The organism is Vibrio frigidus (assembly GCF_042465995.1).
GTDB lineage: Bacteria > Pseudomonadota > Gammaproteobacteria > Enterobacterales > Vibrionaceae > Vibrio.
Genome location: NZ_JBCDMC010000003.1, coordinates 53,429 through 77,495, shown reverse-complemented (window position 1 = coordinate 77,495; position 24,067 = coordinate 53,429). Strand labels below are relative to the sequence as shown.

At 41.6% G+C, this 24,067-nt stretch carries 23 protein-coding genes; 15 read left to right on the top strand and 8 right to left on the bottom strand.

Annotated elements, in window-relative coordinates; genetic code table 11:
- Positions 1–59 precede the first annotated feature (59 nt).
- Together AACW90_RS06035 and AACW90_RS06030 are read left to right on the top strand one after the other, a co-directional pair.
- A complete protein-coding gene (locus AACW90_RS06035) occupies positions 60–470 on the top strand; it encodes a MarR family winged helix-turn-helix transcriptional regulator (RefSeq protein WP_390232245.1) in 411 nt (136 codons plus the stop codon).
- Positions 471–522: 52 nt separating this feature from the next.
- Positions 523–1,845, top strand: coding sequence for an MATE family efflux transporter (locus AACW90_RS06030; RefSeq protein WP_390232242.1), 1,323 nt, complete (start codon positions 523–525; stop codon positions 1,843–1,845).
- Here the strand turns inward: AACW90_RS06030 and AACW90_RS06025 are convergent.
- The 3 genes from AACW90_RS06025 to AACW90_RS06015 all read right to left on the bottom strand — a co-directional run bounded on the left by AACW90_RS06025 (position 1,842) and on the right by AACW90_RS06015 (position 5,920).
- On the bottom strand, positions 1,842–2,714 hold the full coding sequence (locus tag AACW90_RS06025) for a U32 family peptidase (RefSeq protein WP_502226690.1): 873 nt from the start codon (positions 2,712–2,714) through the stop codon (positions 1,842–1,844). The genes AACW90_RS06030 and AACW90_RS06025 overlap by 4 nt on opposite strands.
- Before the next feature lie 24 nt (positions 2,715–2,738).
- Positions 2,739–3,752: a ubiquinone anaerobic biosynthesis protein UbiU gene (ubiU, locus tag AACW90_RS06020; RefSeq protein WP_390232237.1), complete on the bottom strand. Its 1,014-nt coding sequence runs from the start codon at positions 3,750–3,752 to the stop codon at positions 2,739–2,741.
- A 131-nt stretch (positions 3,753–3,883) separates the two neighbouring features.
- Positions 3,884–5,920, bottom strand: a complete 2,037-nt coding sequence (locus AACW90_RS06015; protein ID WP_390232234.1) for an EAL domain-containing protein — start codon at positions 5,918–5,920, stop codon at positions 3,884–3,886.
- A gap of 200 nt (positions 5,921–6,120) precedes the next feature.
- Between AACW90_RS06015 and ubiT the strand changes: the two genes are divergently transcribed.
- The 5 genes from ubiT to prfC all read left to right on the top strand — a co-directional run bounded on the left by ubiT (position 6,121) and on the right by prfC (position 9,801).
- Entirely contained in the window at positions 6,121–6,642 is a 522-nt protein-coding gene (gene ubiT, locus AACW90_RS06010; protein WP_390232231.1) for a ubiquinone anaerobic biosynthesis accessory factor UbiT, read from the top strand.
- A complete protein-coding gene (locus AACW90_RS06005; RefSeq protein WP_390232229.1) occupies positions 6,632–7,135 on the top strand; it encodes a GNAT family N-acetyltransferase in 504 nt (167 codons plus the stop codon). Before ubiT ends, AACW90_RS06005 begins: the two co-directional genes overlap by 11 nt.
- 20 nt (positions 7,136–7,155) lie before the next feature.
- Positions 7,156–7,542, top strand: coding sequence for a DNA polymerase III subunit psi (locus AACW90_RS06000; RefSeq protein ID WP_390232226.1), 387 nt, complete (start codon positions 7,156–7,158; stop codon positions 7,540–7,542).
- Positions 7,532–7,978: a ribosomal protein S18-alanine N-acetyltransferase gene (rimI, locus tag AACW90_RS05995; RefSeq protein WP_390232223.1), complete on the top strand. Its 447-nt coding sequence runs from the start codon at positions 7,532–7,534 to the stop codon at positions 7,976–7,978. Before AACW90_RS06000 ends, rimI begins: the two co-directional genes overlap by 11 nt.
- Before the next feature lie 233 nt (positions 7,979–8,211).
- Positions 8,212–9,801: a peptide chain release factor 3 gene (gene prfC, locus AACW90_RS05990; RefSeq protein ID WP_390232220.1), complete on the top strand. Its 1,590-nt coding sequence runs from the start codon at positions 8,212–8,214 to the stop codon at positions 9,799–9,801.
- Between the two features lie 68 nt (positions 9,802–9,869).
- Here the strand turns inward: prfC and AACW90_RS05985 are convergent, their stop codons facing one another.
- The 4 genes from AACW90_RS05985 to AACW90_RS05970 form a co-directional block, all read right to left on the bottom strand.
- Positions 9,870–10,835 carry an ABC transporter permease gene (locus tag AACW90_RS05985; protein WP_390232217.1) on the bottom strand — a complete coding sequence of 322 codons (966 nt, stop codon included), beginning with the start codon at positions 10,833–10,835 and terminating at the stop codon, positions 9,870–9,872.
- A gap of 2 nt (positions 10,836–10,837) precedes the next feature.
- On the bottom strand, positions 10,838–11,950 hold the full coding sequence (locus tag AACW90_RS05980; RefSeq protein ID WP_390232213.1) for an ABC transporter permease: 1,113 nt from the start codon (positions 11,948–11,950) through the stop codon (positions 10,838–10,840).
- A complete protein-coding gene (locus tag AACW90_RS05975) occupies positions 11,947–13,518 on the bottom strand; it encodes an ABC transporter ATP-binding protein (RefSeq protein ID WP_390232209.1) in 1,572 nt (523 codons plus the stop codon). Before AACW90_RS05975 ends, AACW90_RS05980 begins: the two co-directional genes overlap by 4 nt.
- A gap of 104 nt (positions 13,519–13,622) precedes the next feature.
- Positions 13,623–14,621 carry a BMP family lipoprotein gene (locus AACW90_RS05970; protein WP_275134680.1) on the bottom strand — a complete coding sequence of 333 codons (999 nt, stop codon included), beginning with the start codon at positions 14,619–14,621 and terminating at the stop codon, positions 13,623–13,625.
- 365 nt (positions 14,622–14,986) lie between these two features.
- Here AACW90_RS05970 and AACW90_RS05965 point away from each other — a divergent pair, with 365 nt between their 5' ends.
- The 7 genes from AACW90_RS05965 to deoD all read left to right on the top strand — a co-directional run bounded on the left by AACW90_RS05965 (position 14,987) and on the right by deoD (position 22,249).
- Positions 14,987–15,127: a DUF5363 family protein gene (locus tag AACW90_RS05965; RefSeq protein ID WP_390232206.1), complete on the top strand. Its 141-nt coding sequence runs from the start codon at positions 14,987–14,989 to the stop codon at positions 15,125–15,127.
- A 7-nt stretch (positions 15,128–15,134) separates the two neighbouring features.
- Complete coding sequence (locus AACW90_RS05960; protein WP_390232874.1) at positions 15,135–15,923, top strand: TatD family hydrolase; 789 nt, start codon at positions 15,135–15,137, stop codon at positions 15,921–15,923.
- A 190-nt stretch (positions 15,924–16,113) separates the two neighbouring features.
- Entirely contained in the window at positions 16,114–17,385 is a 1,272-nt protein-coding gene (locus AACW90_RS05955) for a NupC/NupG family nucleoside CNT transporter (protein ID WP_195704183.1), read from the top strand.
- Between the two features lie 533 nt (positions 17,386–17,918).
- Positions 17,919–18,695, top strand: coding sequence for a deoxyribose-phosphate aldolase (gene deoC, locus AACW90_RS05950; RefSeq protein WP_195704182.1), 777 nt, complete (start codon positions 17,919–17,921; stop codon positions 18,693–18,695).
- Positions 18,696–18,788: 93 nt separating this feature from the next.
- A complete protein-coding gene (deoA, locus tag AACW90_RS05945; RefSeq protein WP_390232203.1) occupies positions 18,789–20,120 on the top strand; it encodes a thymidine phosphorylase in 1,332 nt (443 codons plus the stop codon).
- 55 nt (positions 20,121–20,175) lie between these two features.
- The gene (deoB, locus tag AACW90_RS05940; protein ID WP_390232200.1) at positions 20,176–21,396 is read left to right on the top strand and encodes a phosphopentomutase; all 1,221 of its coding nucleotides are present in this window, start codon (positions 20,176–20,178) and stop codon (positions 21,394–21,396) included.
- A gap of 133 nt (positions 21,397–21,529) precedes the next feature.
- Positions 21,530–22,249 (top strand): purine-nucleoside phosphorylase, encoded by a 720-nt coding sequence (gene deoD / locus AACW90_RS05935; RefSeq protein ID WP_390232197.1) that lies wholly within the window; start codon positions 21,530–21,532, stop codon positions 22,247–22,249.
- A gap of 136 nt (positions 22,250–22,385) precedes the next feature.
- On the opposite strand, the gene AACW90_RS05930 is transcribed toward deoD, so the two are convergent.
- Positions 22,386–22,991 carry a YtjB family periplasmic protein gene (locus AACW90_RS05930; protein ID WP_390232194.1) on the bottom strand — a complete coding sequence of 202 codons (606 nt, stop codon included), beginning with the start codon at positions 22,989–22,991 and terminating at the stop codon, positions 22,386–22,388.
- Between the two features lie 100 nt (positions 22,992–23,091).
- On the opposite strand from AACW90_RS05930, the gene serB reads away from it, so the two are divergent.
- Positions 23,092–24,060, top strand: coding sequence for a phosphoserine phosphatase (gene serB / locus AACW90_RS05925; protein WP_390232191.1), 969 nt, complete (start codon positions 23,092–23,094; stop codon positions 24,058–24,060).
- The last annotated feature ends 7 nt before the right edge of the window (positions 24,061–24,067 follow it).

Here is a 24,067-nt window from a genome sequence, read left to right as displayed (position 1 = left end):
GTAAATTAACCTATTTGTACTAATATAGTTAGCCTTGCTAACTATATTGGGTTTTCTGCATGTCTTTTCAAACCTGTTTAATCGATCTGGAACGCTTCATGTCAAAAGAGTGGCGTGTGCATGCGAAAGATGATCCTCTATCGTCCCTAAGTTTCAACGAATTTGATTACTTAAAGGTTATTCAATACTCCAGTGAACCTATTCGTATCACGGATTTAGCCTCTGAGATGATGGTAACCAAGCCTTCTGCTTCAAATATGGTGGTTAGATTGGAAAGAAAGGCACTAGTGCGTAGAATTTCTTGCCCTGAAGATGCGAGAGCAAAAAGAGTCGTCTTAACCGATAAAGCGATTGAAGGTCTATCGAATGAAGATAGTGTTCTTCAAATTATTACAGAAAAACTTGAAAACAAAGTGTCCAAGCAAGAGTCTGAGCAACTCGTAAATATTTTATCTAAGATGCTCAAATAATATTGAACGAATTTTAATTATTTAGTTAGCTTAGCTAACAGAGTGACAAGAAATGGAAAAATCCATCTACAAACAGTTTTGGAAATATACTATACCCACGGTCGCCGCAATGTTGGTTAACGGACTTTATCAGGTCGTCGATGGGGTATTTATCGGTCGCTATATAGGCGCGGATGGGCTTGCAGGGATCAACGTCGTATGGCCAGTGATCGGTTCGGTACTAGGTATCGGTATGATGATTGGCGTCGGTACTGGTGCTATCTTGTCTATCAATAGTGGTGCGGGAAGTGACAAGAAAGCAAAAGGCACAGTTAGTACAGGACTTTCTCTTATATTGATGGTTTTCCCATTCATCGCATTGGTTTTATGGCAATATTCTGATGCCTTATTATTAGCTCAAGGTATCGAAGGGATCGTATTCGAATTAGGACAACAATACCTAAAAGTCCTGATATTAGGTAGTTTGTTTTCGTTAGGTTCAATAGCAATACCATTTCTATTGCGTAACGATGGAAGCCCTAATTTCGCTACTTTGTTAATGGTGCTAGGAGCGCTAATCAATATAGGATTTGATTATCTTTTCATTGCCATACTAGGTTGGGGGTTAAAAGGGGCAGCGATTGCGACCTTGTTGGCACAAAGTGTAGTGACGATATTGGGTGTTGGGTATTTCTTTAGTCGATACGCTAAAGTGAGGATATCGTTATCCAATTTTACAATCCATTACGGAGAGATACCTCAAATACTCTCGATAGGTGCATCGAGTATGTTCATGTATATGTATGGTTCTGTGATGGTTGCCGTACATAATTGGATGTTCATCCAGTATGGGTCCGTTTTGACTATTGGTGCTTACGCGGTGCTAGGTTCTATCTTTACTATGTACTACTTGACTGTTGAAGGTATTGCCAATGGTATGCAGCCATTAGTGAGTTTCAATTATGGCGCAAAAAATTTGGAGGCAGTACGCAAGCTGTTTTCTATCGCTTGTTGGGTATCAGTCTTGATTGGTATTGGTTTTATCGTTGCTATGAACCTCTATCCTGAACACGTTATAGGCATATTTAACAATGATAGTCCTGAACTGATGAAACAGGCCATTATGGGGATACGGCTACATATGTTTGCTATTTTCTTAGATGGTTTTATTGTCGTGGTGGCCGCTTATTACCAAGCGATAGGGGATAGTAAGAAAGCGATGTTTACAACGGTTGGAAATATGTTGGTTCAATTACCATTTTTATATGTGTTGCCGACTTTTTTAGGTCTCACAGGGGTATGGTTGGCCTATCCGATATCGAATATAGTCTTAAGTGTTGTGTTGGTTTTGATGCTGAAGAAGAATAAGGGGCGAAAGACCGCCCCTCAATACTAGATTTTTTCTAAACCAGCTAATTGATGCCAGTAGCCATTACAGTGAAAATCCCCTAGTTGTTCTGGATTAGTGCCGTCTTCATTTTGACGAAATTGGTCCACTTTATCGAAAGTTTCTACATTCAATGGGCTTAGTCGGATAACGTCAACTAAGCCTTTCATGCCTTTTAAATCGTTGATCAAGTTGTAACAGTAACCAGACTGTGTCTGTACACCATTAAGATTAAATAAAGATTGGCCCTCTTGGCTATTTACTTGCAAGCCTGTGGGGTACTTGATACAACAAGTTTCGCATTCATCTTTGGGTTTGTTCTCCGCTCGAGCGGTAAAGCAGCGAGCAGAATAAGCCAATGGCAGATAACCGTGACTAAAAATTTCTGTCTCAAACTGATGTTTGATACCAAGAGCATCGCATTGCAAGAGTACTTTCTGCAACCATTCTTTAGACAATTCGACTGGCATGCACCAGCGTGTCATCCCTTTTTTAAGAAAAAGATTGAGCGTTTGTGCATTATAGGCATTTACAGCAGGACCAACAATAAATGGGACATTGTGCTCGTGCGCTAATTGGATAGCGGAAACGTCATTCGCTTCTATGGCAAACTCACCATTATCGATATACTTTTTCATCACGTTAACTTCACTAGGCGCTTCTAGCAACGCCATCGTGGATAAAACGACTTGTTTACCACTAGAAGATAGATCCTTAGCAATACTTAACCAATCTTTGGTTTTCATTAATCGCCGTTTTGAACATACGGCTTCACCAAGATAGATGATATCAGCGCTAGAATTCTTTGCTTTTTCGTAAAAACTTTCGACATCTTGTTTTGGCCAGAAGTAGAGTAGGGGGCCAAGAGCGTATTTCAATTCGTTGGACATACTTATCTCCGGTTATTGCCATTTACGGTGGTAAGCACCGAGCGTTGTTTGAGTACCTTCAGAAACATTGTCCAGCGCGGCATTCCACGTATCTTCTACATGATATGAATCTGGGTCTACTTTGTATCGATCGATCGCACTTCGCCATGTTCGAGTGACCTGTTCGACATAGGCGGGGCTCCGTTGGCGACCTTCTATCTTGACCGAAGAAACGTTTGCAGCGAATAGTTCAGGCAACAGAGATAAGGTGTTTAAACTGGTCGGTTCTTCTAACGCATGGTAACGCTTATCTTTTCCATTTAAGTTGACATCAAATCGACCTTTACATAGCGTTGGATAACCAGCATTTTCACCTTCAGCATAGCGATCAATCAATATCTCATTAAGACGGGATTCTAGACCATCACCTGTTTCTTGCCAGCGAACATACTTCGCTGGAGAGCAGGCACCAACAGTATTAGGTGATTCCCCTGTCATATAAGAAGATAGATAACAACGACCCTCAGCCATTATGCATAGGCTACCAAAAGCAAAAACTTCGAGCTCTACACCCTGAGGGATATTGAGTGAAAGTTGTTTTACTTGATGGATAGATAATACGCGAGGTAATACAACGCGTTTAATATTGAAGTTTTGCTTATAGAATTTGACGGCAGCTACATTGGTAGCAGAGGCTTGGACAGAGAGGTGTAACTCTAATTCTGGGTAAGTGGTAGCGGCATATTCTAAGACTGCGACGTCTGCAACGATAAGGGCATCAACACCCATTGCTGCGGCGTTGTCTACCGCTTTAGTCCAACGTTCAAATCCATCTGGATGAGCAAATGTGTTTAGGGCTACATGAAGCTTTCTGTCGTGGTCGCGAATATACTGCACGGCTCTTTCCAGTTTTTTACCGGTAAAATTTAGGCCAGCGAAGTGTCTTGCGTTTGTATCATCCTTAAACCCAATATATACAGCGTCCGCACCACAGTCGACTGCGGTCTTAAGTGCAGGTAAATTACCTGCGGGGCATAGTAGTTCCATCAGAGCCAACCAGTTGTTCTTTATGGTTGTATTTTATGGACTATATCTTAAGACAATTTTGATATAAGGCAGGTTTGTATAACTCTGCCTTTAGAAATGTGCACGAATGTATAAAAATTAGTCTGATATTGTTAGTTTTTGTGTCTACGGTTTTGCGCCAATAGTTCTTCAATATCATGTTTTGGTTGCGGTCTATAAAAATGGAAACCTTGAATAGTATGACAGTTCAAGTTTGAAAGTAGTGTGGCTTGTTGCCTTGTTTCGACACCTTCAGCTACGACAGTTAGGTTTAAGGACCGACCCAAATTGATGATGTTTTCAATAACGGTTACCTGTTTCGGTAACTTATCGATGTCATTTATAAACGCGCGGTCTATCTTGAGTTCGTCAATAGGAAATCGAGCCAAATAGGACAATGAAGAATAACCCGTTCCGAAGTCATCAATGGAGAGCGCAAAGCCCAAATTTTTAATGGCTTTAAGCATTTGAAGTGTGTGTTCACTGTCGCTCATTACTGCACTTTCTGTTAGTTCAAATGTGATACAGCTTGGGTCCAATTCCGTTGTACGCAGTTGTTTCTCCATATAATCAATTAACTTGGGATTACCAAATTGCTCAGGAGAAAGGTTTATTGCGACACGGCCAGGTAGTATCCCTTGTATTTTCCAACGTTTAACTGTAGCAAATACTTCGCGCATAACAACCCGACCTAAATGTTCAATTAATCCCGCTTTTTCAGCGACAGGAATAAAAGCGGCGGGGCTTATATAACCTTCAATTGGATGTTTCCAGCGAATAAGTGCTTCAGCACCGTTAATGCTAAAGTCTCTCGCATTAACTTGAGGTTGATACCAGACTTCTAAACCATTTTGCTGCAATGCTTTTTGAAGTTCGATTTCTAGCCATAAGCGCATGCGCGCCTCTTTATTCATCTGATCATGGTACTTGACCAAACGGTTACGGCCCCTATTCTTGGCCTCATACATTGCCGTATCTGCGTTTTGCAATAATACACGAGCATCATTCGCATCACCTGGGAACATTACGCTACCAATCGAACAAGCTAATCGCTTACTAAAATGATGAAGATCAAAAGGTTGATTTATAAGAGAAATAATTTTTTCAGCGAGAGATTCCGTCACTCGGTTATGTTCCGGTTCAGGCAAAACAATGCCGAACTCATCGCCACCTAAGTGCCCTAATATAGCTTGGGAAGGGAGCAATCTCTGTAGTCTCGAAGAGACCTCTTTGATGACTTTATCGCCAATGTGATGGCCCAAAGAGTCATTGATATTTTTGAAATTATCGATATCGAGGTAGAGCATAACCAGTGGAATGTCGTTATCAATAAAGTGTTCGAGACGTCTTGTAAAACCGTAGCGATTGTAGAGTTTAGTCAGCGAATCATAATGAGAGTCGTGTCGGTCGTCTGTTGAACCTGAATGATTGGCTTCCCCATCTTCAACAACAATGATTATAGATTCACTACCTAAGATTGTGGTTTCTGCTGCACTCAAGCGAACTTTTCGTTCAACACCACATCGTGCACTAGTTAAACACACAATGGGTTCGTTTAGTAATTGAGTAGTGAACGTGTCACTAAATACAGTTTTAGCGTTTTCATCTAAGAATAAGCGGCTTATTTGTTCGCCCAATAAATCATCGACTTCCGAAAAACCTAACAAACGTAGGGCGATAGAGTTAGTCGATATAATTGTGTTGCCTTCAACCAGAATTAAGCCGTCTGGTAATAAGTCAGATAATGTAGAAAACTTAAGCTCTGACTCAGCTAAAGAGCGTGCAAGGATTTGCTTTTCTGAGGTATCACTGGCGTGGAACGAAATAAAATCAACGTTACCTTCGATAACGACCGGTGAGACACTAAAGTGCAAGCTAGTATCGTGGTCTTCGTCATTTAATGTAATTTCGGTTTCTATGCTTTCGCCGTCAAACGCACGCTCATAAAAAGGTTTGAGTGTTTGGTAAAATCGATCACCTAACACCTTAGTGTCATCCAACCCCTCAAGTTCCGTTTTTGATAGGCCTGCAATCTCACAATAGCGTTCATTGACGCTAACGTAGTGATGCTCCTTATCCAAAATAGCAAAGAGAAATGGACTGGCATCAGTGAGTTTTGAAAACCAGTGCTGTAACTGCTTTGTTGGCATTAATTTTCTACCGCTCTATATTAAGCAATTGAATGAATATGATTCATTATGTTTAAGATTATTATTTACTATAACCGTGAAACACCTGATATAAAAGGGAACTGGACATCAGGTGTGATTTTTATGATACATAACAGGAATTCTCATTCGATATCCACTATTATGGCAAGAATGATTATTTAAAGTATCGGAATTCTGTAGTGTTAAACAAGCTTCGAACTCAATTAGTGCAAAATGCAGCGCAAATTTTGAGATCTCCAGTCCAAGTTTTCCCTAAACATTTACAAAACAAAATCTTAATCGAAGGGTTAAAACAAGTTTTCCATGAAGCTTTGGAAGATGGTGATTTTGAATTCCTCGAAGATAAATGGTTGAAAGTGACCATTTTGGATTTGAACCTGCAATGGTTTATTAGCTATAGAGATGACGAATTAGTTATAGCAAAAGACGCGGTAACGGAAGATGTAAGCTTTGCTGGTCAACTTAATGATTTGGTGTTAATTGTTGGACGTAAAGAAGATCCTGACACCTTGTTTTTTCAAAGGCGTTTAAGAATTGAAGGCGACACAGAGCTTGGCTTAGAGGTCAAGAATTTAATGGATAGCGTTGATCTTGATGCGTTGCCAAAGCCCCTTCAATTATTCATTAATGAGTTAGCAGACTTTGTTTATAAAGGGTTGCATAGCGAAAAGAATCAAGATGGAATGGCCAATGCTTATTAGAACCGAAGCTCCAGCAGACATATTACCTATTAACACCTTGCTTAAATCTGCGTTTGAAACAAATGCAGAAGCTGAACTTGTTATGAGTTTAAGGGAAAATAGCCGATTTACGCTCTCATTGGTGGCCTGTACTGATGATGGAGAATTAATTGGATATGCTCTTTTTACTCCAGTATCATTGAATGGCGAGCAACTGGGGTGGCAAGGTTTAGCGCCTGTAGCCGTGAAACGTGAGTTTCGTCATCAGGGTATTGCGGGTAACATGATTAAAGAAGGACTAGATTCTCTTTATGAATTTGGCTATTTAGGTTGTGTCGTGCTGGGGAATCCAGAATTTTATAGTGGGTTTGGTTTTGTTGATGCGACCCTATTTGATATGCGCTCGATATGGGAAGTGCCTGAAGGGGTCTTTCGTGTTAAAGAGTTAGCAGAGAATGAGTTCTTCGGTAAACAGGGTTTGATAGAATACAGCCCTGAATTTTCATTACTCTAATGATGAATAACAATACTCGCATGCAATATCTTGAAGAAATGGATATTCAGAATTGGGCATTACTTCACCCCTCAAGGCTTTCTGCTTGTTCAATTGAAAACGTTGATATACCTGAGTCTTGCCAATTATTGTTGGTTTCACCCGAGAAACCTGAAGGTGATATTGTTTTCATGCTTGAAAAAGTGTTGAGAAGCATGCAGTTAGAGCTATCGCAAGCGATGCACATTTCCCCTGAACAGTTTAATTATCTAGGCTCCCATCAATTAAAATGGGTCTGGTTTGCTGGCTGTGATAAAACAGGGGTACTCAATTTAAATACGCTTGTCTCTCCCGTGTTAACGAAGATAGATGGCAATAATCAAGAGCGACGAAACTTGTGGCAGAATATCTGTTCTTATGACAAATAAAATAGAGCCTTTAGCAGAAAATTTTCTGCAAGATGTGTGGCGGATTGAACAAGATGCGCATAGCCACCCTTGGACACAGTCTATGATAAACGATGTGGCTAGCCGAGGGGCTTGTCATCACGTACTTCTGTGTGACGAAGAAGTCGTGGGTTACTTTTATGCCCAAAATATCGTCGGCGAGGTAACATTGCTCAATATTGCTATCGATCCGCAAAGGCAAGGGAAAGGGCTTGGTAAAGTGCTTCTCGAATACTTTTTAACGATGTGTGAAGATGCGAAGGCTGAAAGTATTTGGCTAGAGGTTCGAGAAAGCAATCAGAAGGCTCGTTCTTTGTATGAGGCTCTAGGGTTTAATGAAGTGGATAGACGTTATAATTATTATCCTAGTAAAAAAGGGAAAGAGGATGCTGTTATCATGAGTTATCTGTTTTTTTAAAGCCAAGTAATTCACTGTTTCAATTAGACCTCCACTGAAAGCCTGAATATATGTCATTGATTTTGTCCATCCCTCAAGCATATGACAATATTTCGTCTGCTATATGCACACTTTTATTGTCTAAAGAGGCAAGATCGGACAAAATAGGCGCCAATTTCGATTAACTACTCAAAGTTAGCTTTTTACATTTTGTTTTAAGCGGTTTTGTATTGCAATTTAGAAGACCCGTATCCATGTCAAATAGCCCTTTTATAGGTGAAGTGTCTAAACGTAGAACCTTCGCGATCATCTCTCACCCAGATGCAGGTAAAACAACCATCACCGAAAAAGTGTTACTTTTCGGGCGCGCTATTCAATCGGCTGGTACTGTGAAAGGTCGAGGCTCAAACCAGCACGCTAAGTCAGACTGGATGGAGATGGAAAAAGAACGTGGTATTTCAGTGACAACGTCTGTAATGCAATTTCCATTTAACGGTAGCTTAGTTAACCTACTTGATACCCCAGGGCACGAAGATTTCTCTGAAGATACTTATCGGACGCTCACGGCTGTCGATTCTTGTTTAATGGTTATAGATTCAGCAAAGGGTGTTGAAGCCCGTACACGTAAGCTGATGGAAGTTACGCGTTTGCGTGACACTCCTATTGTTACCTTTATGAATAAGCTAGACCGAGAAATTCGTGACCCTATGGAGCTTCTAGATGAAGTCGAAAGCGAATTAAAGATCGCGTGTGCTCCAATTTCTTGGCCGATAGGCTGTGGTAAAGAGTTTAAAGGTGTTTACCACATCCATAGGGACGAGACGTATCTCTATTCAACGGGTCAAGGTCATACTATTCAAGAAGAGAAGATTATTAAAGGGTTAGGTAATCCTGAGCTTGAAGCGGCTATTGGCGATGAACTTGCAGAACAGCTTAGAGATGAACTGGAATTGGTTATTGGTGCATCGCATGAATTTGATCAAGAGTTGTTTCTTGCAGGAGAATTGACGCCGGTGTTCTTTGGTACGGCTCTTGGTAATTTTGGCGTAGATCATATGCTAGAAGGGTTAACAAGTTGGGCTCCTCAGCCGTTATCTCGCCAAGCCAATGAACGTGAAGTAAAAGCAACAGAAGAGAAGTTTTCCGGCTTCATATTTAAAATTCAAGCTAATATGGATCCAAAGCACCGAGACCGTATTGCGTTTATGCGTATAGTTTCAGGAACATACTCTCAGGGTATGAAGATGAATCACGTACGTCTAGGCAAACAGATAAATATCTCTGATGCTGTTACGTTTATGGCGGGTGACCGTTCTCGTGCCGAGCAGGCTTATGCGGGTGATATTATCGGCCTACATAATCATGGAACTATTCAAATTGGCGATACCTTTACTCAAGGAGAAGCGCTTAAGTTCTCCGGTATTCCTAACTTTGCACCAGAATTATTTCGCCGTATTCGCTTAAGGGATCCGTTAAAGCAGAAGCAACTACTCAAAGGGTTGGTTCAGCTTTCTGAAGAGGGTGCAGTACAGGTGTTTCGTCCTTTACAAAATAATGATCTTATCGTCGGTGCGGTAGGTGTACTTCAGTTCGATGTCGTCGTCGCACGTTTGAAATCAGAGTACAACGTAGAAGCGATATACGAGAGTGTTAATGTGGCAACGGCTCGTTGGATTGAATGTGATGACGAGAAGACACTGGATGAGTTTAGACGTAAAGCACAAGCGAACTTAGCTCTTGATGGCGGTAATAATCTCTCTTATATTGCACCAACTATGGTAAATCTAAATCTAGCTCAAGAGCGTTTCCCTGATATCCAATTCAGAGCGACACGCGAACATTAATAGCATTGTTTAAATAATGTATAAAAAAACGGAGCCAATTGGCTCCGTTTTTTATCGCTCTAAAGTTGTTATTCACGCTCTTTGGTGTACGGAACACCAACCGCTTTTGGTCCGATGGCTTTACCAATGAAACCAGCAAGCAGGAATACGGTGAGAATATAAGGAATGGCTTCTATTGCTTGAACCGGAATAGGGAAGTCACCAATGGTTACCCCTTGCAAACGAATAGCCAACGCATCAAGGAAGCCAAACAACAAACAAGCCGCCATGGCAGTAATAGGTTTCCACTTACCAAAGATCAATGCGGCTAGCGCCATATAGCCCTTGCCTGCACTCATGTTTGGAATAAACTGTGCTGTCTGCCCAACAGAAAGGTACACACCACCAATCCCGACTAAAGTTCCGCAAAGGACCATCGCAAGATAGCGCATTTTAACCACAGAAATACCAGCTGTATCAACAGCACTAGGTGATTCGCCTACTGCACGTAGTCTTAGACCAAAACGAGTTTTATACATGATAAACCACGTTAGGGGCACAATAAGAATGACAAGGTACTCTAGTGCGGAGTGACCACTTAATAGCTCTGAATAAAGAAGGCCAATTATAGGGGTGTCCGCTAATGAATCAGCGCCAGGTAAGTGGATTGGAGCAAAGCGCGCATCTCCAGATAACGCTGGAGTTTGACCGCCCTGATGGAACCAGTGACGCCCCAAAGTAACAGTAAGGCCAGCCGCAAGAATATTTATCGCCATACCACTCACAACTTGATCGCCCCTATGGGTTATCGAAGCAAAGCCGTGTAAAAGGGCAAGTAATATAGAGACAGAAATACCAGCAAACAACCCAAGCCATGCAGATCCAGTCACATGTGCTGCCGCCGCACCAGCAAACGCTGAAGCTAGCAATTTACCTTCTAAGGCAATGTTAACAATACCGGAACGTTCACTTATCATACCCGCAAGTGATGCCAATATGAGAGGAGTCGCAACACGTATGGTTGCATCAAGCATCAATATAATCGTTTCAAACATGATTAAGCTGCTCCTGTTTTAGTTTTACCGAACACTCTAAGATAAGTACGCTCGAGGGATGGTTGGAACATATGTTCTAATGCACCAGAGAAAAGAATAACCAGTCCTTGTAATACCACAACGATATTTCGGTCTACACCGTATTCAAAACTCAGTTCTGCTCCACCTTGATAGAGAAAGCCAAATAGCAAACTGGCTAGTAATACCCCTACAGGATGATTACGTCCCATTAAGGCAACCGCAATACCTGTAAAACCGAATCCTTCTACAAAATTCAGTTTGATCTGATGTAGCTCTCCCTGGAGAACATTGAGACCAAAAAAGCCAGCTAGCATGCCAGATATCAGCATGGTGATAACCACGACTCGTACGTAATTTATGCCAGCGTATCCAGATGCAGATGGGTTTGCACCGACCGCTCTTAATTCATAACCCCAACGTGTATGCCAGATAAACAACCAAACAAAAACACAGCAAAGTAGAGCAAATACAAAACTCAAGTTTAGTGGGCTAGGCGCAATGTCGAATCCAAACACCGCAACCATTTCGTGCATTTTTGGCAACCAACTACTGACGGCAAAGACTCTACTTTCAGTGGCCATCGTGTTTTCAGGTTTTAAAACATCGACTAAAAGGTAAGCCATCAATGAGGCGGCAATGAAGTTAAACATAATCGTGGTAATCACGATATGTGAACCTCTTTTCGCCTGTAGGTAAGCAGGGATGAAGGCCCATGCGGCACCAAAGAGCCCACCGGCGATAATTGCGACGGGGAAAGTGATATACCAAGGCGCATATTCACCTAAGGTAAGGCAGACTAAGCCAACACCTAGGCCACCAATATAGGCTTGTCCTTCTCCACCGATATTGAAAAGGCTGGCATTAAATGCCACCGATACTGCAAGTCCAGTAAATATAAAACCAGTGGCGTAATATAGGGTATAACCAAAACCTTCTGCGTAGCCAAATGCACCGGTCCACATAACTTTGGCCGCGTCGATAGGGCTAATGTCTATATAAATAAACAATAATGCTGAAACTAAAAATGCCACCATTACATTTATGGCAGGCAGTAACGCAACGGTTACCCAAGCAGGAATTTTAGCCTGACTCATGATGCTTCTCCTTGGGACTCACTGTTGTTTTTAAGATGTTCAGGCATGATGTTCGCCATCATTAATCCTAGTGTTTTTTCATCGGCTTGATCTGCTTGTACTTCACCAACAATGTTGCCGTCAAATACTACGATAATACGGTCTGCAAGGCTTAATATTTCATCAAGTTCGACTGAAACGAGTAATACAGCTTTGCCTGCGTCGCGGCTCATTATTATCTGTTGGTGGATATATTCGATGGCGCCGATATCAACACCACGAGTGGGTTGACCAACGAGTAGGACGTTAGGGTTCTCTTCCATTTCTCTCGCAATAACAAGTTTCTGTTGATTACCTCCAGAGAAATTTGCAGTCTTGAGCGTGACATCATTTGGACGAACATCCCACTTGTCCATGCTCGATTGACAAAGCGTTTTAATCGATTCTTTATTTTGGAGTAAACCTTTGTTGTATTTTGGTAAATTATGATAACCAAGAATGTAAGCTTCTTGCGCTTCAAACTTGTTAATTAAGCCTTGTTTATGCCTATCTTCCGGAATATGACCAACACCCATAGCGCGAACCTGTTGTGGGTCGCTAGGCTTTTCAGCTGTAAGGATATTGCCATTAAGTTCAATGCTCCCTGACGCTGGTTTTAGGATGCCAGAAAGCAGCCCGAGGATTTCAGACTGACCGTTGCCAGAGACACCTGCAATACCGACAATCTCACCCTCACGGACAGAAAAGCTGATCTCTTTTATTCTTTGCACCTTGCTGTGATCAAAGTAACTCAGTTTATTGACCTTAATTCGAGCTTGTTTTGGTTGTGCTGGTTGTTTTTCTACTTTAAGTCGAACTTTACGTCCAACCATGAGTTCAGCAAGTTGGTCTTGATTGGTATCTGCAGTCACAACATGGTCAACCATCGTACCTTGGCGCATTACAGATATGTTATCTGTGATGGCGAGGACCTCACGCAGTTTATGCGTGATAATCATAACGGTGGTGCCTTGCGCACGAAGCTTGTCGAGGATAGTGAAAAGGTGGTCGGCTTCTTGTGGTGTTAGTACACCTGTAGGTTCATCAAGTATAAGTATTTTGGCATCACGATATAATGCTTTTAGAATTTCCACGCGTTGCTGTAAACCTACAGGTAAATCTCCTACAATCGCGTCAAGAGGAACATCTAGGCCATAATCTTTTTCAATTTGGATGAGCTTCTTACGAGCAGATTTCAAGCTCTCTTCTAATTTCCAGCCATTCTCAGCACCTAAAATAATGTTTTCCAACACGGTGAAAGTTTCCACCAACATGAAATGCTGATGAACCATACCAATGCCGGAGCTAATCGCCTCTTGAGAATTGGATGGTTTGTAGTTTTTATTATTAACGAGCATAGAACCGGTATCGGCATGGTAAAAGCCGTAAATGATGCTCATTAACGTGGATTTACCTGCACCATTTTCACCGATAATGCCGTGAATGGTGCCCGCGGGAACTTTAAGATCAATATCGCGGTTGGCATGTACTGCGCCAAAACGCTTATTTATCTGATTTAGTTCAATGGCAAAATTTTGAACTTGAGTCACGTGAAATTCCTGAACTGCAAAATAAAAATGAGTACGCCGTTGCTTAAAGTTATTGAACTAAAAGCAACGGCGTAAAGATCATCTAATAACTGATAACTTTATGATTAGTAGTTACAAGTATTGTCTGACATATAGTCATGTACAGCGATCTTTCCTGAGATGATGTCTGCTTCAATACCTTCTACATATGCTTTCATTTCTGGAGTAATTAGGCCTTCGTTGTTTGAGTCTAGAGCCCAAGCAACACCACCTTCTTTAAGACCAAGAACTTTAATCCCTGGTTTCCATTTTCCATCCATGTCCGCAATCCAAGCATCTTTGGCTGCAATACCAACACGTTTAACCATAGACGTTAGCATGGTACCTGGTTGAAGATGGTTTTGGTTAGCATCAACACCGATAGCGAATTTACCCGCATCTTTTGCTGCTTGATAAACACCAAGGCCAGTACCACCAGCGGCCGCGTAAATTACGTCAGCGCCTTTAGAGAACTGTGATTTAGCAAGTTCAGAACCTTTTGCTGGGTCAGCAAAAGCAGCAGGAGTTGATCCTGTCATGTTTTGAAGCACTGTTGCATCAGCGTTAGCGTATTTTGCACCTTGCTCATAACCACAGGCAAACTTACGAATTAATGGAATGTCCATACCACCAATAAAGCCAACGGTTGCCGTTTTAGATTGTTTTGCGGCTAAAGCACCAACAAGGAATGAACCTTCATGCTCTTTAAATACAATAGATTGAACGTTTGGCTTATCAACGACCATATCAATGATGGTGAATTTGATTTCAGGGAACTCAGTAGCTACTTTCTCTACTGCTGATGCCATGTTGAATCCAACCGCTACGATTGGGCTAAAACCGCGGCTTGCTAAACGTCGAAGACCTTGTTCACGCTGAGCTTCGTTTTGTGGCTCAAATTCGCGAACTTTAATGCCTTTTTCAGTTTCTAATACTTTCACACCATTTTGATAAACAGCTTCGTTAAAAGACTTGTCAAATTTGCCTGCTGTATCGTAAATAACGGCTGGTTTTGGTGCTGCGAACACGCTAAAAGAAGATACTGCTAGTGCTAATGCAGATAGCTTAAGAGTAGTTTTTTTCACTGTAAGAATCCCTATGTTTTTATCCCAAACTCAAACGAACAAATGAGTGCCATTTATATTTATATGCAACTGCGTTGATGGTCTTGTGCAATTATGTACACATAAACAGTTATCGCCCGTAAGTTTATCGTTTGCTTGGCAAAAAAAAAAGCGTTTTGCTCACAGGTAAACTAGGTAATAGAACATCGTAGTACGATAATTCTCGGTCTGGATCACGTTTTTGTGGGGTAGGGTGTCTTGGTTGCATTCCCGCTCTGGATTCTAGCTCTCACAAATTAGGCGTTTTCTAGAAGAAAAGGTAAGAATAAAGGTTAAAGGGATATAGGGTTACTGAAAGAGTGTGTTGGTTTTTAGGAGCTATGAATATGATCAAGAATTTTAAAAAGGCTATTAAGCGTTATGATGAATGGTGTAAATCGCTTGGTTTAACACCAGAACAAAAACGTTGTTGTGTACCAATAAAAAAAGAAGATATTTTTGAACCAAAAGAGAAAAAAAATGAATGAGGACCATATAAAACTTTTCGACACACACTGCCATTTGGATAGAGATGAATTCTCAGGAAATGTAGAAGAAGAGATCGCGATAGCAAGGCGATTTGGGGTCGTTAAGTTTCTTGTTCCTGGTTGTGGTGCTTTTAATTGGAAAAAAGTAGAGATGCTCAGCAATACTAATAGAGGCGTGTTTTTCGCTCTGGGGTTGCATCCCTATTTCATTGACCAGCATTTAGATGAACATATTGAATTATTGGATACATTGTTATCAAACAGAAGTGGTCGATGTGTTGCTGTAGGAGAATGTGGGTTAGATTTTTTTCACTCTCATAAGTCTGAAGGGGTTCAAAAACGGCTTTTCACAGAACAAATTAAGTTAGCCAATAAATACCATCTTCCATTGATTCTCCATTCCAGAAAGGCACATCAAGAGATAATTAAGTTACTGAAACAAAATAAACCTCTCTATGGTGGAGTGATTCATGCTTTTACTGGGAGTTATCAGCAGGCAATGGATTATATTAACTTAGGGTTTCATATTGGTGTTGGTGGGTCGATTACATACCCTAGAGCCAAAAAGACACGTGACGCTATTTCTCAGTTGCCTCTTCATTCGTTGGTGTTAGAAACGGATTCACCTGACATGCCGATTTTGGGGCATCAAGGTAAAAAAAATCACCCCAAGAATTTAAAAATCATACTAAATGAATTGAACGTGCTTCGAAGTGAATCTGAGCAAACGATTGCAGAACAGGTTTTTGAAAATAGCAAATCGATGTATGCAATTTGTGAACGAGAATGTAATTAAATGTTTCATTACTGAACGTTTTCTGATGTAAATGCGATTGCCTTCACACTTCTGAATGAATCAATGGTGAGTGCAGTACAAAAGTGTGACTTTGCCATTACTTTATATCTTGGGGTCTGTTTATAATCGCCTCGCTTTTTAGCACCAATTTTATCACACGCCATTTAACTAAATAAGGAAGCCATAAACCATGAGCCTGTTTATGAGCCTAATCGGCATGGTAGTACTCATTGCAATCGCAGTACTTCTATCCGACAACCGCAAAGCAATAAATGTAAGAACTGTGGGTGGTGCATTCGCTATCCAATTTATTCTAGGTGCATTCGTACTATACGTGCCTTGGGGTAAAGATTTACTCGGTGGTTTCTCTAGCGGTGTCGCTAGCGTGATCGATTTCGGCAAAAGCGGTACTAGTTTCCTTTTCGGTAACCTAGTGAGCTTTTCAGTAGATGGTCTTGGTTTTATTTTCGCATTCCAAGTGCTGCCTACACTAATCTTCTTCTCTTCACTAATATCTGTGCTTTATTACATCGGCGCAATGCAGTGGGTAATCAAAATTCTTGGTGGTGCATTAGAAAAAGCTTTGGGTACGTCTCAAGCTGAATCTATGTCCGCAGCAGCTAACATTTTCGTAGGTCAAACTGAAGCACCTTTAGTGGTTCGTCCGTTTGTTCCTAAAATGACTCAATCTGAGCTGTTTGCAGTAATGTGTGGTGGTTTAGCGTCAGTAGCGGGTGGTGTACTTGCTGGATATGCTTCAATGGGCGTTCCTCTAGAATACCTTGTAGCAGCATCTTTCATGGCCGCCCCTGGTGGTTTACTGTTTGCCAAGATAATCAAACCTGAAACTGAAGAATTTGCTAGTGATGTTGCAGATGCTCTTGACGGTGGCGACGATAAACCTGCTAACGTTATTGATGCGGCAGCTGGCGGTGCGTCTGCTGGTTTGCAACTTGCGCTTAACGTAGGTGCAATGCTTATCGCATTCATCGGCCTTATTGCACTAGTCAACGGTATCCTTGGTGGCATCGGTGGTTGGTTCGGTATGGAATCATTAAGCCTAGAACTTCTTCTTGGTTGGATCTTCGCTCCTCTTGCATTCCTTATCGGTGTGCCTTGGGAAGAAGCGACACTGGCGGGTTCTTTCATCGGTCAGAAAACTATCGTTAACGAATTCGTTGCTTACTTGAACTTTGTACCGTACGTGGGTGAAAATGCTCAAGTAGTCGCGGCAACAGGTCTAGTGATGACAGAGAAAACGACAGCAATCATCTCGTTCGCACTATGTGGTTTTGCAAACTTATCATCTATCGCCATTCTATTAGGTGGTTTGGGTGGTATTGCACCAGGTCGTCGCCATGATATCGCACGTATGGGTATTAAAGCGGTTGTTGCTGGTACATTGTCTAACCTAATGGCTGCAACTATTGCTGGTTTCTGTATCTCTCTTGCTGCATTCTAAGTTTGTCGCAATATAGAGAACAGTACAGGTAATGCTGAATCGAAACCGTAGCAAGAAATTGCTACGGTTTTTTGTTTCTTAAGCCAAACAAAGTTGAAAAATAGTTACGCCACAGCGTTTATTTGAATTTTTTTGAGATACAAAACGTTTGCGTTAAGTGATACCCCTATCACATTCTGTTGTAATGGCTATAATATATACATCTGGAAAATGTAAGGCTTGTGCTCTATATAGATAGAAAAACTAGAACGCAGGCAAGTGAGTAAGTCATATTTTTTCAGTCGGTAATACACGACGTATTATCTTAGACAAACACCGCAATCACAGATTGTTGTGCCATTAGACAAATTGGTACTGTGCGGTGACAGGGATAGCAATTAGTAGGTTGATTCGACGGAATCGTTACTAAGTCTTCAAGGAACCAAGTCCGTTCATTTCGTAACCTAAAAGCGATTCATCTACTACCATCTATACTAGATTGGACTGAGTAAGCTTTTCGGTAAACAAATTGAATATTTTGATCGGAGATAGAAATGAGCGAATTAAAAGCTGCAGCTCTACGTGCACTAAAACTTATGGATTTAACGACGCTAAATGATGACGACACTGATGAAAAAGTGATTGCGCTTTGTCATGATGCGAAAACAGCGGTAGGTAATACGGCTGCAATATGTATATACCCTCGTTTTATACCAATTGCTAAGAAAACACTTCGTGAACAAGGTACGCCTGACGTTCGCATTGCAACGGTTACAAACTTTCCTCATGGTAATGACGACATTGCCATTGCAGTAGCAGAGACAAAAGCGGCTATCGCTTATGGCGCTGATGAAGTCGATGTTGTATTCCCTTACCGTACGCTTATTGCTGGGGATGAGAAAACAGGCTTTGAATTGGTAAAACAATGTAAAGAAGCGTGTGGTGATACTTTACTAAAAGTGATCATAGAAACGGGCGAACTTAAAACAGAAGCACTCATTAAGCGTGCGTCAGAGCTTTCTATTGACGCTGGTGCAAACTTCATTAAAACGTCGACAGGTAAAGTGCCAGTTAATGCGACACCAGAAGCAGCAGAAATAATGTTGAAAGTTATTCGCGATATGGGTGTAGCTGAAAAGGTTGGCTTCAAACCAGCGGGTGGAGTACGAACAGCTGAAGATGCTGCTGCCTTCCTTGCGATGGCAGACGATATTCTTGGTGCTGAATGGGCGGACAATATGCATTATCGCTTTGGTGCATCAAGCTTATTAACTAGCTTACTCAATACATTAGAAGTAACGAAAGAAGTTGCGGATCCAAGCGCTTACTAAATAGAAGAAACACCCCTAGGGATAGGTTCTCGTAAATTATCATATCTCTAGGGGAGTAATTCCTTTTTTTAATTTTAAAGCAGGGCAGTTCTAATGTACTTACCACAAGAAATTATCCGCAAAAAGCGCGATGGCGAAGTATTAACCAATGAAGAAATTGATTTTTTCATTCAAGGTGTCGCAAAAAATACAGTATCAGAAGGTCAAATAGCCGCTTTTGCAATGGCTATATTTTTTAATGAAATGACGATGCCTGAACGTATTGCCTTAACTTGTGCAATGCGAGATTCTGGCATGGTCATCGATTGGGACCATATGAATTTTGGTGGCCCGATAGTAGACAAACATTCTACTGGTGGTGTCGGCGACGTAACCTCTCTAATGCTTGGCCCTATGGTGGCAGCATGTGGTGGTTTTGTCCCCATGATATCTGGTCGAGGCCTTGGTCACACTGGTGGTACTCTAGATAAGCTTGAATCTATACCGGGTTACAATATAACGCCAACCAATGAAGTATTCGGCCAAGTGACGAAAGAAGCTGGCGTTGCCATTATTGGTCAAACGGGTGACTTAGCACCGGCGGACAAACGTGTGTATGCAACTCGCGATATCACTGCGACCGTTGATAATATTTCTCTAATTACGGCTTCTATTCTTTCTAAGAAGTTAGCCGCAGGATTAGAATCTTTAGTGATGGATGTAAAAGTCGGTTCGGGTGCATTTATGCCGACCTATGAAACATCTGAAGAGTTAGCACGATCTATTGTTGCGGTTGCTAATGGCGCTGGAACAAAAACAACAGCAATCTTAACCGATATGAACCAAGTGCTGGCTTCTTCTGCGGGAAATGCGGTTGAAGTTCGTGAAGCCGTTCAGTTCTTAACGGGTGAATATCGAAATCCGCGTCTATTTGAAGTGACAATGGCATCATGTGTTGAAATGCTGGTGTTAGCTAAATTGGCAACGGATGAAGATGACGCACGCAAGAAGCTACAAGCCGCACTAGATAACGGTAGCGCAGCACGTTGCTTTGGTAAAATGGTGGCGGGCCTAGGTGGTCCAATCGATTTTGTTGAAAACTACGATAACTATCTTGATAAAGCTGAAATTATCAAACCTGTTTATTCAGATGAGAGTGGTATTGTATCCGCTATGGATACCCGTGCAATCGGTATGGCAGTCGTTGGTATGGGTGGAGGTCGCCGTGTTGCAACCGACACTATCGACTATGCTGTAGGTTTTGATAGCTTTATTCGTTTAGGTGATACGGCCAATGAGGATAAACCTTTAGCCATCATACACGCGCGAAACGAAGATCAGTGGCAAGAAGCAGCAATGGCGTTAAAGAAAGCGATTGTAGTCGGTAGCGCCCCATATATTTCAACCCCAAATGTGTACCGCCAAATACGCGCGGAAGATGTGTGAATTTACCCGCTAATCAGGTAACCACATTGACTATTTCTTCTGACGGAGAGCAAAAATGAAAAGATCGATTATTTTAGTTTTAGATTCCTTTGGTGTCGGCGCGACAGCCGATGCGGACAAATTTGGTGATGTTGGTTCAGATACTCTTGGACACATTGCAGAGCATTGTGCAAAAGGATTAGCCGATAACGAAAATCGTAAAGGGCCACTTACGTTACCTAATCTTTCGAAGATGGGGCTTGGCCTAGCATCTCAAGAGTCAACAGGACGTTTTCCTGAGGGTTTAGATGAAAATGCTGAGATTATCGGCGCATATGGTCATGCAGCTGAGATGTCTTCAGGTAAAGATACGCCATCTGGTCACTGGGAAATCGCTGGTGTTCCGGTGTTATTTGATTGGGGGTATTTCTCTGATAAAACCAACAGCTTTCCAGATGTGCTTTTAGATAAAATTGTAAAACGTGCGAATTTACCGGGTTACCTTGGTAACTGCCATTCATCTGGTACGGTTGTTCTTGATGAACTGGGTGAAGAACATATGGCTTCAGGTAAGCCGATTTTTTATACCTCTGCAGATTCAGTATTCCAGATCGCGTGTCATGAAGAAACATATGGTCTAGAGAACTTGTTAGATCTTTGCCACATTGTTCGTGAAGAGCTTGAAGATTACAATATTGGCCGCGTAATTGCTCGTCCATTTATCGGTGCGAAAGCGGGCGAATTTGCACGTACGGGAAACCGCCGTGATTTATCTTTAGAGCCACCAGCCACGACTGTTCTGCAAAAGCTTGTAGAAGAGAAAGGTGGAGAAGTGGTATCAATAGGTAAGATAGCCGATATCTATGCGGGATGCGGAATCACGAAGAAAGTAAAAAAAACGGGTCTAGAAGAGTTATTTGATGCCTCTCTAGAACAAGTTAAAGAAGCCGGTGATAATACTATTGTATTCACTAACTTTGTTGATTTCGACTCGTCTTACGGCCATCGTCGTGATGTAGCAGGTTATGCTGCAGCGTTAGAATATTTTGATAAAAGACTGCCAGAGATGATTGAGATTCTTGAAGAAGATGACGTCTTGATTCTTACTGCTGACCATGGTTGTGATCCAACATGGCCGGGAAGTGACCATACTCGTGAACACATCCCTGTTCTAGTCTATGGCAAAAAAATTCCAGCAGGTTCTTTAGGTCGCCGTGAGACGTTTGCGGACATTGGCCAGAGCCTAGCAGAGTACTTCGGTACCTCTGATATGGATTACGGAAAAAGCTTTTTGTGATAGAGCGTTGTTGGGTTGCCTCTGGGCACTCAACAGCAGTTTATGATTGTTAGCTCCTGCACAATGTGTGCTTCTCTTAGGGCAAAGAACCTTAGAGATAGGAGCTATTTAAAACCTACAAAGGAATAAATTAATGGCAACTCCACATATTAACGCTGAAATGGGCGCTTTTGCTGATGTCGTTTTAATGCCAGGTGATCCACTGCGTGCCAAATACATTGCGGAAACATTCTTGGAAGACGTTGTCCAAGTGTGCGATGTTCGTAATATGTTTGGTTACACTGGTACATATAAAGGACGTAAGATCTCAGTTATGGGTCATGGAATGGGGATCCCATCATGTTCTATCTATGTTACTGAGCTAATCAAAGATTTTGGTGTTAAGAAAATTATTCGTGTAGGTAGTTGTGGCGCGGTAAGCGAAGACATCAAGGTTCGCGATGTTGTTATTGGTATGGGGGCAAGTACGGACTCTAAAGTTAACCGTATTCGTTTCAAAGGCCATGATTTTGCTGCTATTGCAGACTATAAAATGGTTAAGGCAGCAGAAGAAGCGGCAAAAGCTCGCGGTATCGACGTGAAAGTGGGTAACTTATTCTCAGCTGAACTTTTCTATACACCGGATCCGAGCATGTTCGACGTAATGGACAAGTACGGCATCGTTGGCGTTGAAATGGAAGCAGCCGGTATCTATGGCGTTGCGGCGGAGTATGGTGCCAAAGCATTAGCAATTTGTACCGTATCGGATCATATTAAGACTGGTGAGCAAACCACGTCTGAAGAGCGTGCTACCACGTTTAATGAGATGATGCTAATAGCACTAGATTCAGTTTTGCTGGGTGATAAAGACTAAAGTATCGATAGGTTTAAATTAGAAAGCTCTGATGTTAAGTCAGAGCTTTTTTTATGCAATCGTAGTAACAAAAATGGCTTAACGGGTTTGGAGTAGAGAGTCCGTTACATGTAAGAACTGGCGTCTCCCCAACCGATTAGTCTCGTTCTTTTACTAATAGATTTTCCTGCTTATTTTTCGGTTTTCTAGTCAAGATTAATGTAATTAACATTCCACTTAAAAAACTAATTATTATCATGACATACATATAGCGATCACTATTACGATAATGATGGTCTGAAATAGCCGTGACCATCCCTTTCTCGAACGTTATACGAACGTATCCAATCAGATTTTTATCGTGAAAAATAGGTTCTACAAGTTGTAGACGACCGATGCTTGCCGTCTCTAAAGGCGTATCTAACCCTAATATCTCTCTGGTTGATTTTGCATCTTCACTTGCGGCAAGTTTTATACCCTCTGAATCGTAGATAGTGGCATCAAAAACGAGTCGTTCTCTGGCTAATTGATTGGTTAGTTTTAGAAGCCGTTCTTGGTCACTGTTTGTGATCATATCACTGGCAGAAAGAGAAGCTTGGGATACGAGTACCTTCGTTAGCGTTTCTAATTGGCGAGACTGAATCTGTTCGTTGCCTTTACTTATCACAACACTGTTTTGTGCGATGTAGCCAAATATTAAAAGTAGAAAAATAATGGCGATACTTTTTAAAAATAAACCTATTGAGAAAAGTGAACGTTTCATTTTTGACCATTATTCTTTGTTTTTCAATGTAATCACATATTGGCGCTTGCCTTTTGAAATTGCAATAGGTTAACGTTTAGCTTAAGTGAATTTAGTGGGCATGGACGCAGTGAAGACTTTACCGATAAAAAAACAAACAAAACTTATTCAACGGTTACCTGAAACCCGACTTTCAAACCAATTGGATAGAAAAAATGCAGGTTGGATAGTATTTTCGACTTATCTTTCACCTCAACTCTTTGAGGATATAGATTTTCATACGCAGACCTATAATTCTGTGTTGGATGTGTGGAGCGTTGGACACTACGAAGTGGCGTTGATGTCTGGTGAACTAACAAATGAACATGAGAAAGTACTTAAAGCCTCGAAGATTGACTACGCCTCTCTCTCTGATGTGCCAGATCTAACTCAACCAGGACTTATTGTTTTTGATATGGATTCTACCGCGATACAAATAGAGTGTATCGACGAGATCGCAAAATTGGCTGGTGTTGGTGAACAGGTATCAGAAGTAACAGAAAGAGCCATGCAAGGTGAGTTAGATTTTGAGCAAAGCCTGAGGCAGCGAGTATTGGCCTTAAAAGGCGCTGACGAAGATATCTTAGAGCAAGTGAGAGCGACGCTGCCATTTATGCCAGATTTGAGGGAACTCATAAGCAGTCTACAAGGGTTTGGATGGAAGACGGCCATTGCTTCTGGTGGTTTTACTTACTTTTCTGATTACTTGAAGCAAGAGTTAAAGCTTGATCATGCACAGTCGAATACGCTTGAAATTATTGATGGGAAGCTCACCGGTGCCGTTATTGGAGAGGTGGTATCCGCGCAGACGAAGGCTGACATTCTTCAACAGCTTGCCGAGAAATATGGCGTTACTCAACAAAATACTGTTGCGGTAGGTGATGGTGCGAATGATTTAGTAATGATGGAAGTAGCCGGTTTAGGTATTGCCTACCATGCGAAACCCAAAGTTGAGCAACAAGCTCAAACGTCGGTAAGATTCGCGGGGCTCGGTGGGGTAATGTGTATACTATCGGGTCTGTTAGCTAAACATCGGAAGATCAGTTTTTGATGTGCTA

Excerpts from the sequence above, each read along its gene's own strand:
- AACW90_RS06035 (WP_390232245.1), top strand. The coding sequence starts at position 60 with ATGTCTTTTCAAACCTGTTTAATCGATCTGGAACGCTTCATGTCAAAA.
- AACW90_RS06030 (WP_390232242.1), top strand. The coding sequence starts at position 523 with ATGGAAAAATCCATCTACAAACAGTTTTGGAAATATACTATACCCACG.
- ubiU (WP_390232237.1), bottom strand. The coding sequence starts at position 3,752 with ATGGAACTACTATGCCCCGCAGGTAATTTACCTGCACTTAAGACCGCA.
- AACW90_RS06015 (WP_390232234.1), bottom strand. The coding sequence starts at position 5,920 with ATGCCAACAAAGCAGTTACAGCACTGGTTTTCAAAACTCACTGATGCC.
- AACW90_RS06005 (WP_390232229.1), top strand. The coding sequence starts at position 6,632 with ATGCTTATTAGAACCGAAGCTCCAGCAGACATATTACCTATTAACACC.
- AACW90_RS06000 (WP_390232226.1), top strand. The coding sequence starts at position 7,156 with ATGCAATATCTTGAAGAAATGGATATTCAGAATTGGGCATTACTTCAC.
- rimI (WP_390232223.1), top strand. The coding sequence starts at position 7,532 with ATGACAAATAAAATAGAGCCTTTAGCAGAAAATTTTCTGCAAGATGTG.
- prfC (WP_390232220.1), top strand. The coding sequence starts at position 8,212 with ATGTCAAATAGCCCTTTTATAGGTGAAGTGTCTAAACGTAGAACCTTC.
- AACW90_RS05985 (WP_390232217.1), bottom strand. The coding sequence starts at position 10,835 with ATGTTTGAAACGATTATATTGATGCTTGATGCAACCATACGTGTTGCG.
- AACW90_RS05980 (WP_390232213.1), bottom strand. The coding sequence starts at position 11,950 with ATGAGTCAGGCTAAAATTCCTGCTTGGGTAACCGTTGCGTTACTGCCT.
- AACW90_RS05965 (WP_390232206.1), top strand. The coding sequence starts at position 14,987 with ATGATCAAGAATTTTAAAAAGGCTATTAAGCGTTATGATGAATGGTGT.
- AACW90_RS05955 (WP_195704183.1), top strand. The coding sequence starts at position 16,114 with ATGAGCCTGTTTATGAGCCTAATCGGCATGGTAGTACTCATTGCAATC.
- deoC (WP_195704182.1), top strand. The coding sequence starts at position 17,919 with ATGAGCGAATTAAAAGCTGCAGCTCTACGTGCACTAAAACTTATGGAT.
- deoA (WP_390232203.1), top strand. The coding sequence starts at position 18,789 with ATGTACTTACCACAAGAAATTATCCGCAAAAAGCGCGATGGCGAAGTA.
- deoB (WP_390232200.1), top strand. The coding sequence starts at position 20,176 with ATGAAAAGATCGATTATTTTAGTTTTAGATTCCTTTGGTGTCGGCGCG.
- deoD (WP_390232197.1), top strand. The coding sequence starts at position 21,530 with ATGGCAACTCCACATATTAACGCTGAAATGGGCGCTTTTGCTGATGTC.
- AACW90_RS05930 (WP_390232194.1), bottom strand. The coding sequence starts at position 22,991 with ATGAAACGTTCACTTTTCTCAATAGGTTTATTTTTAAAAAGTATCGCC.
- serB (WP_390232191.1), top strand. The coding sequence starts at position 23,092 with ATGGACGCAGTGAAGACTTTACCGATAAAAAAACAAACAAAACTTATT.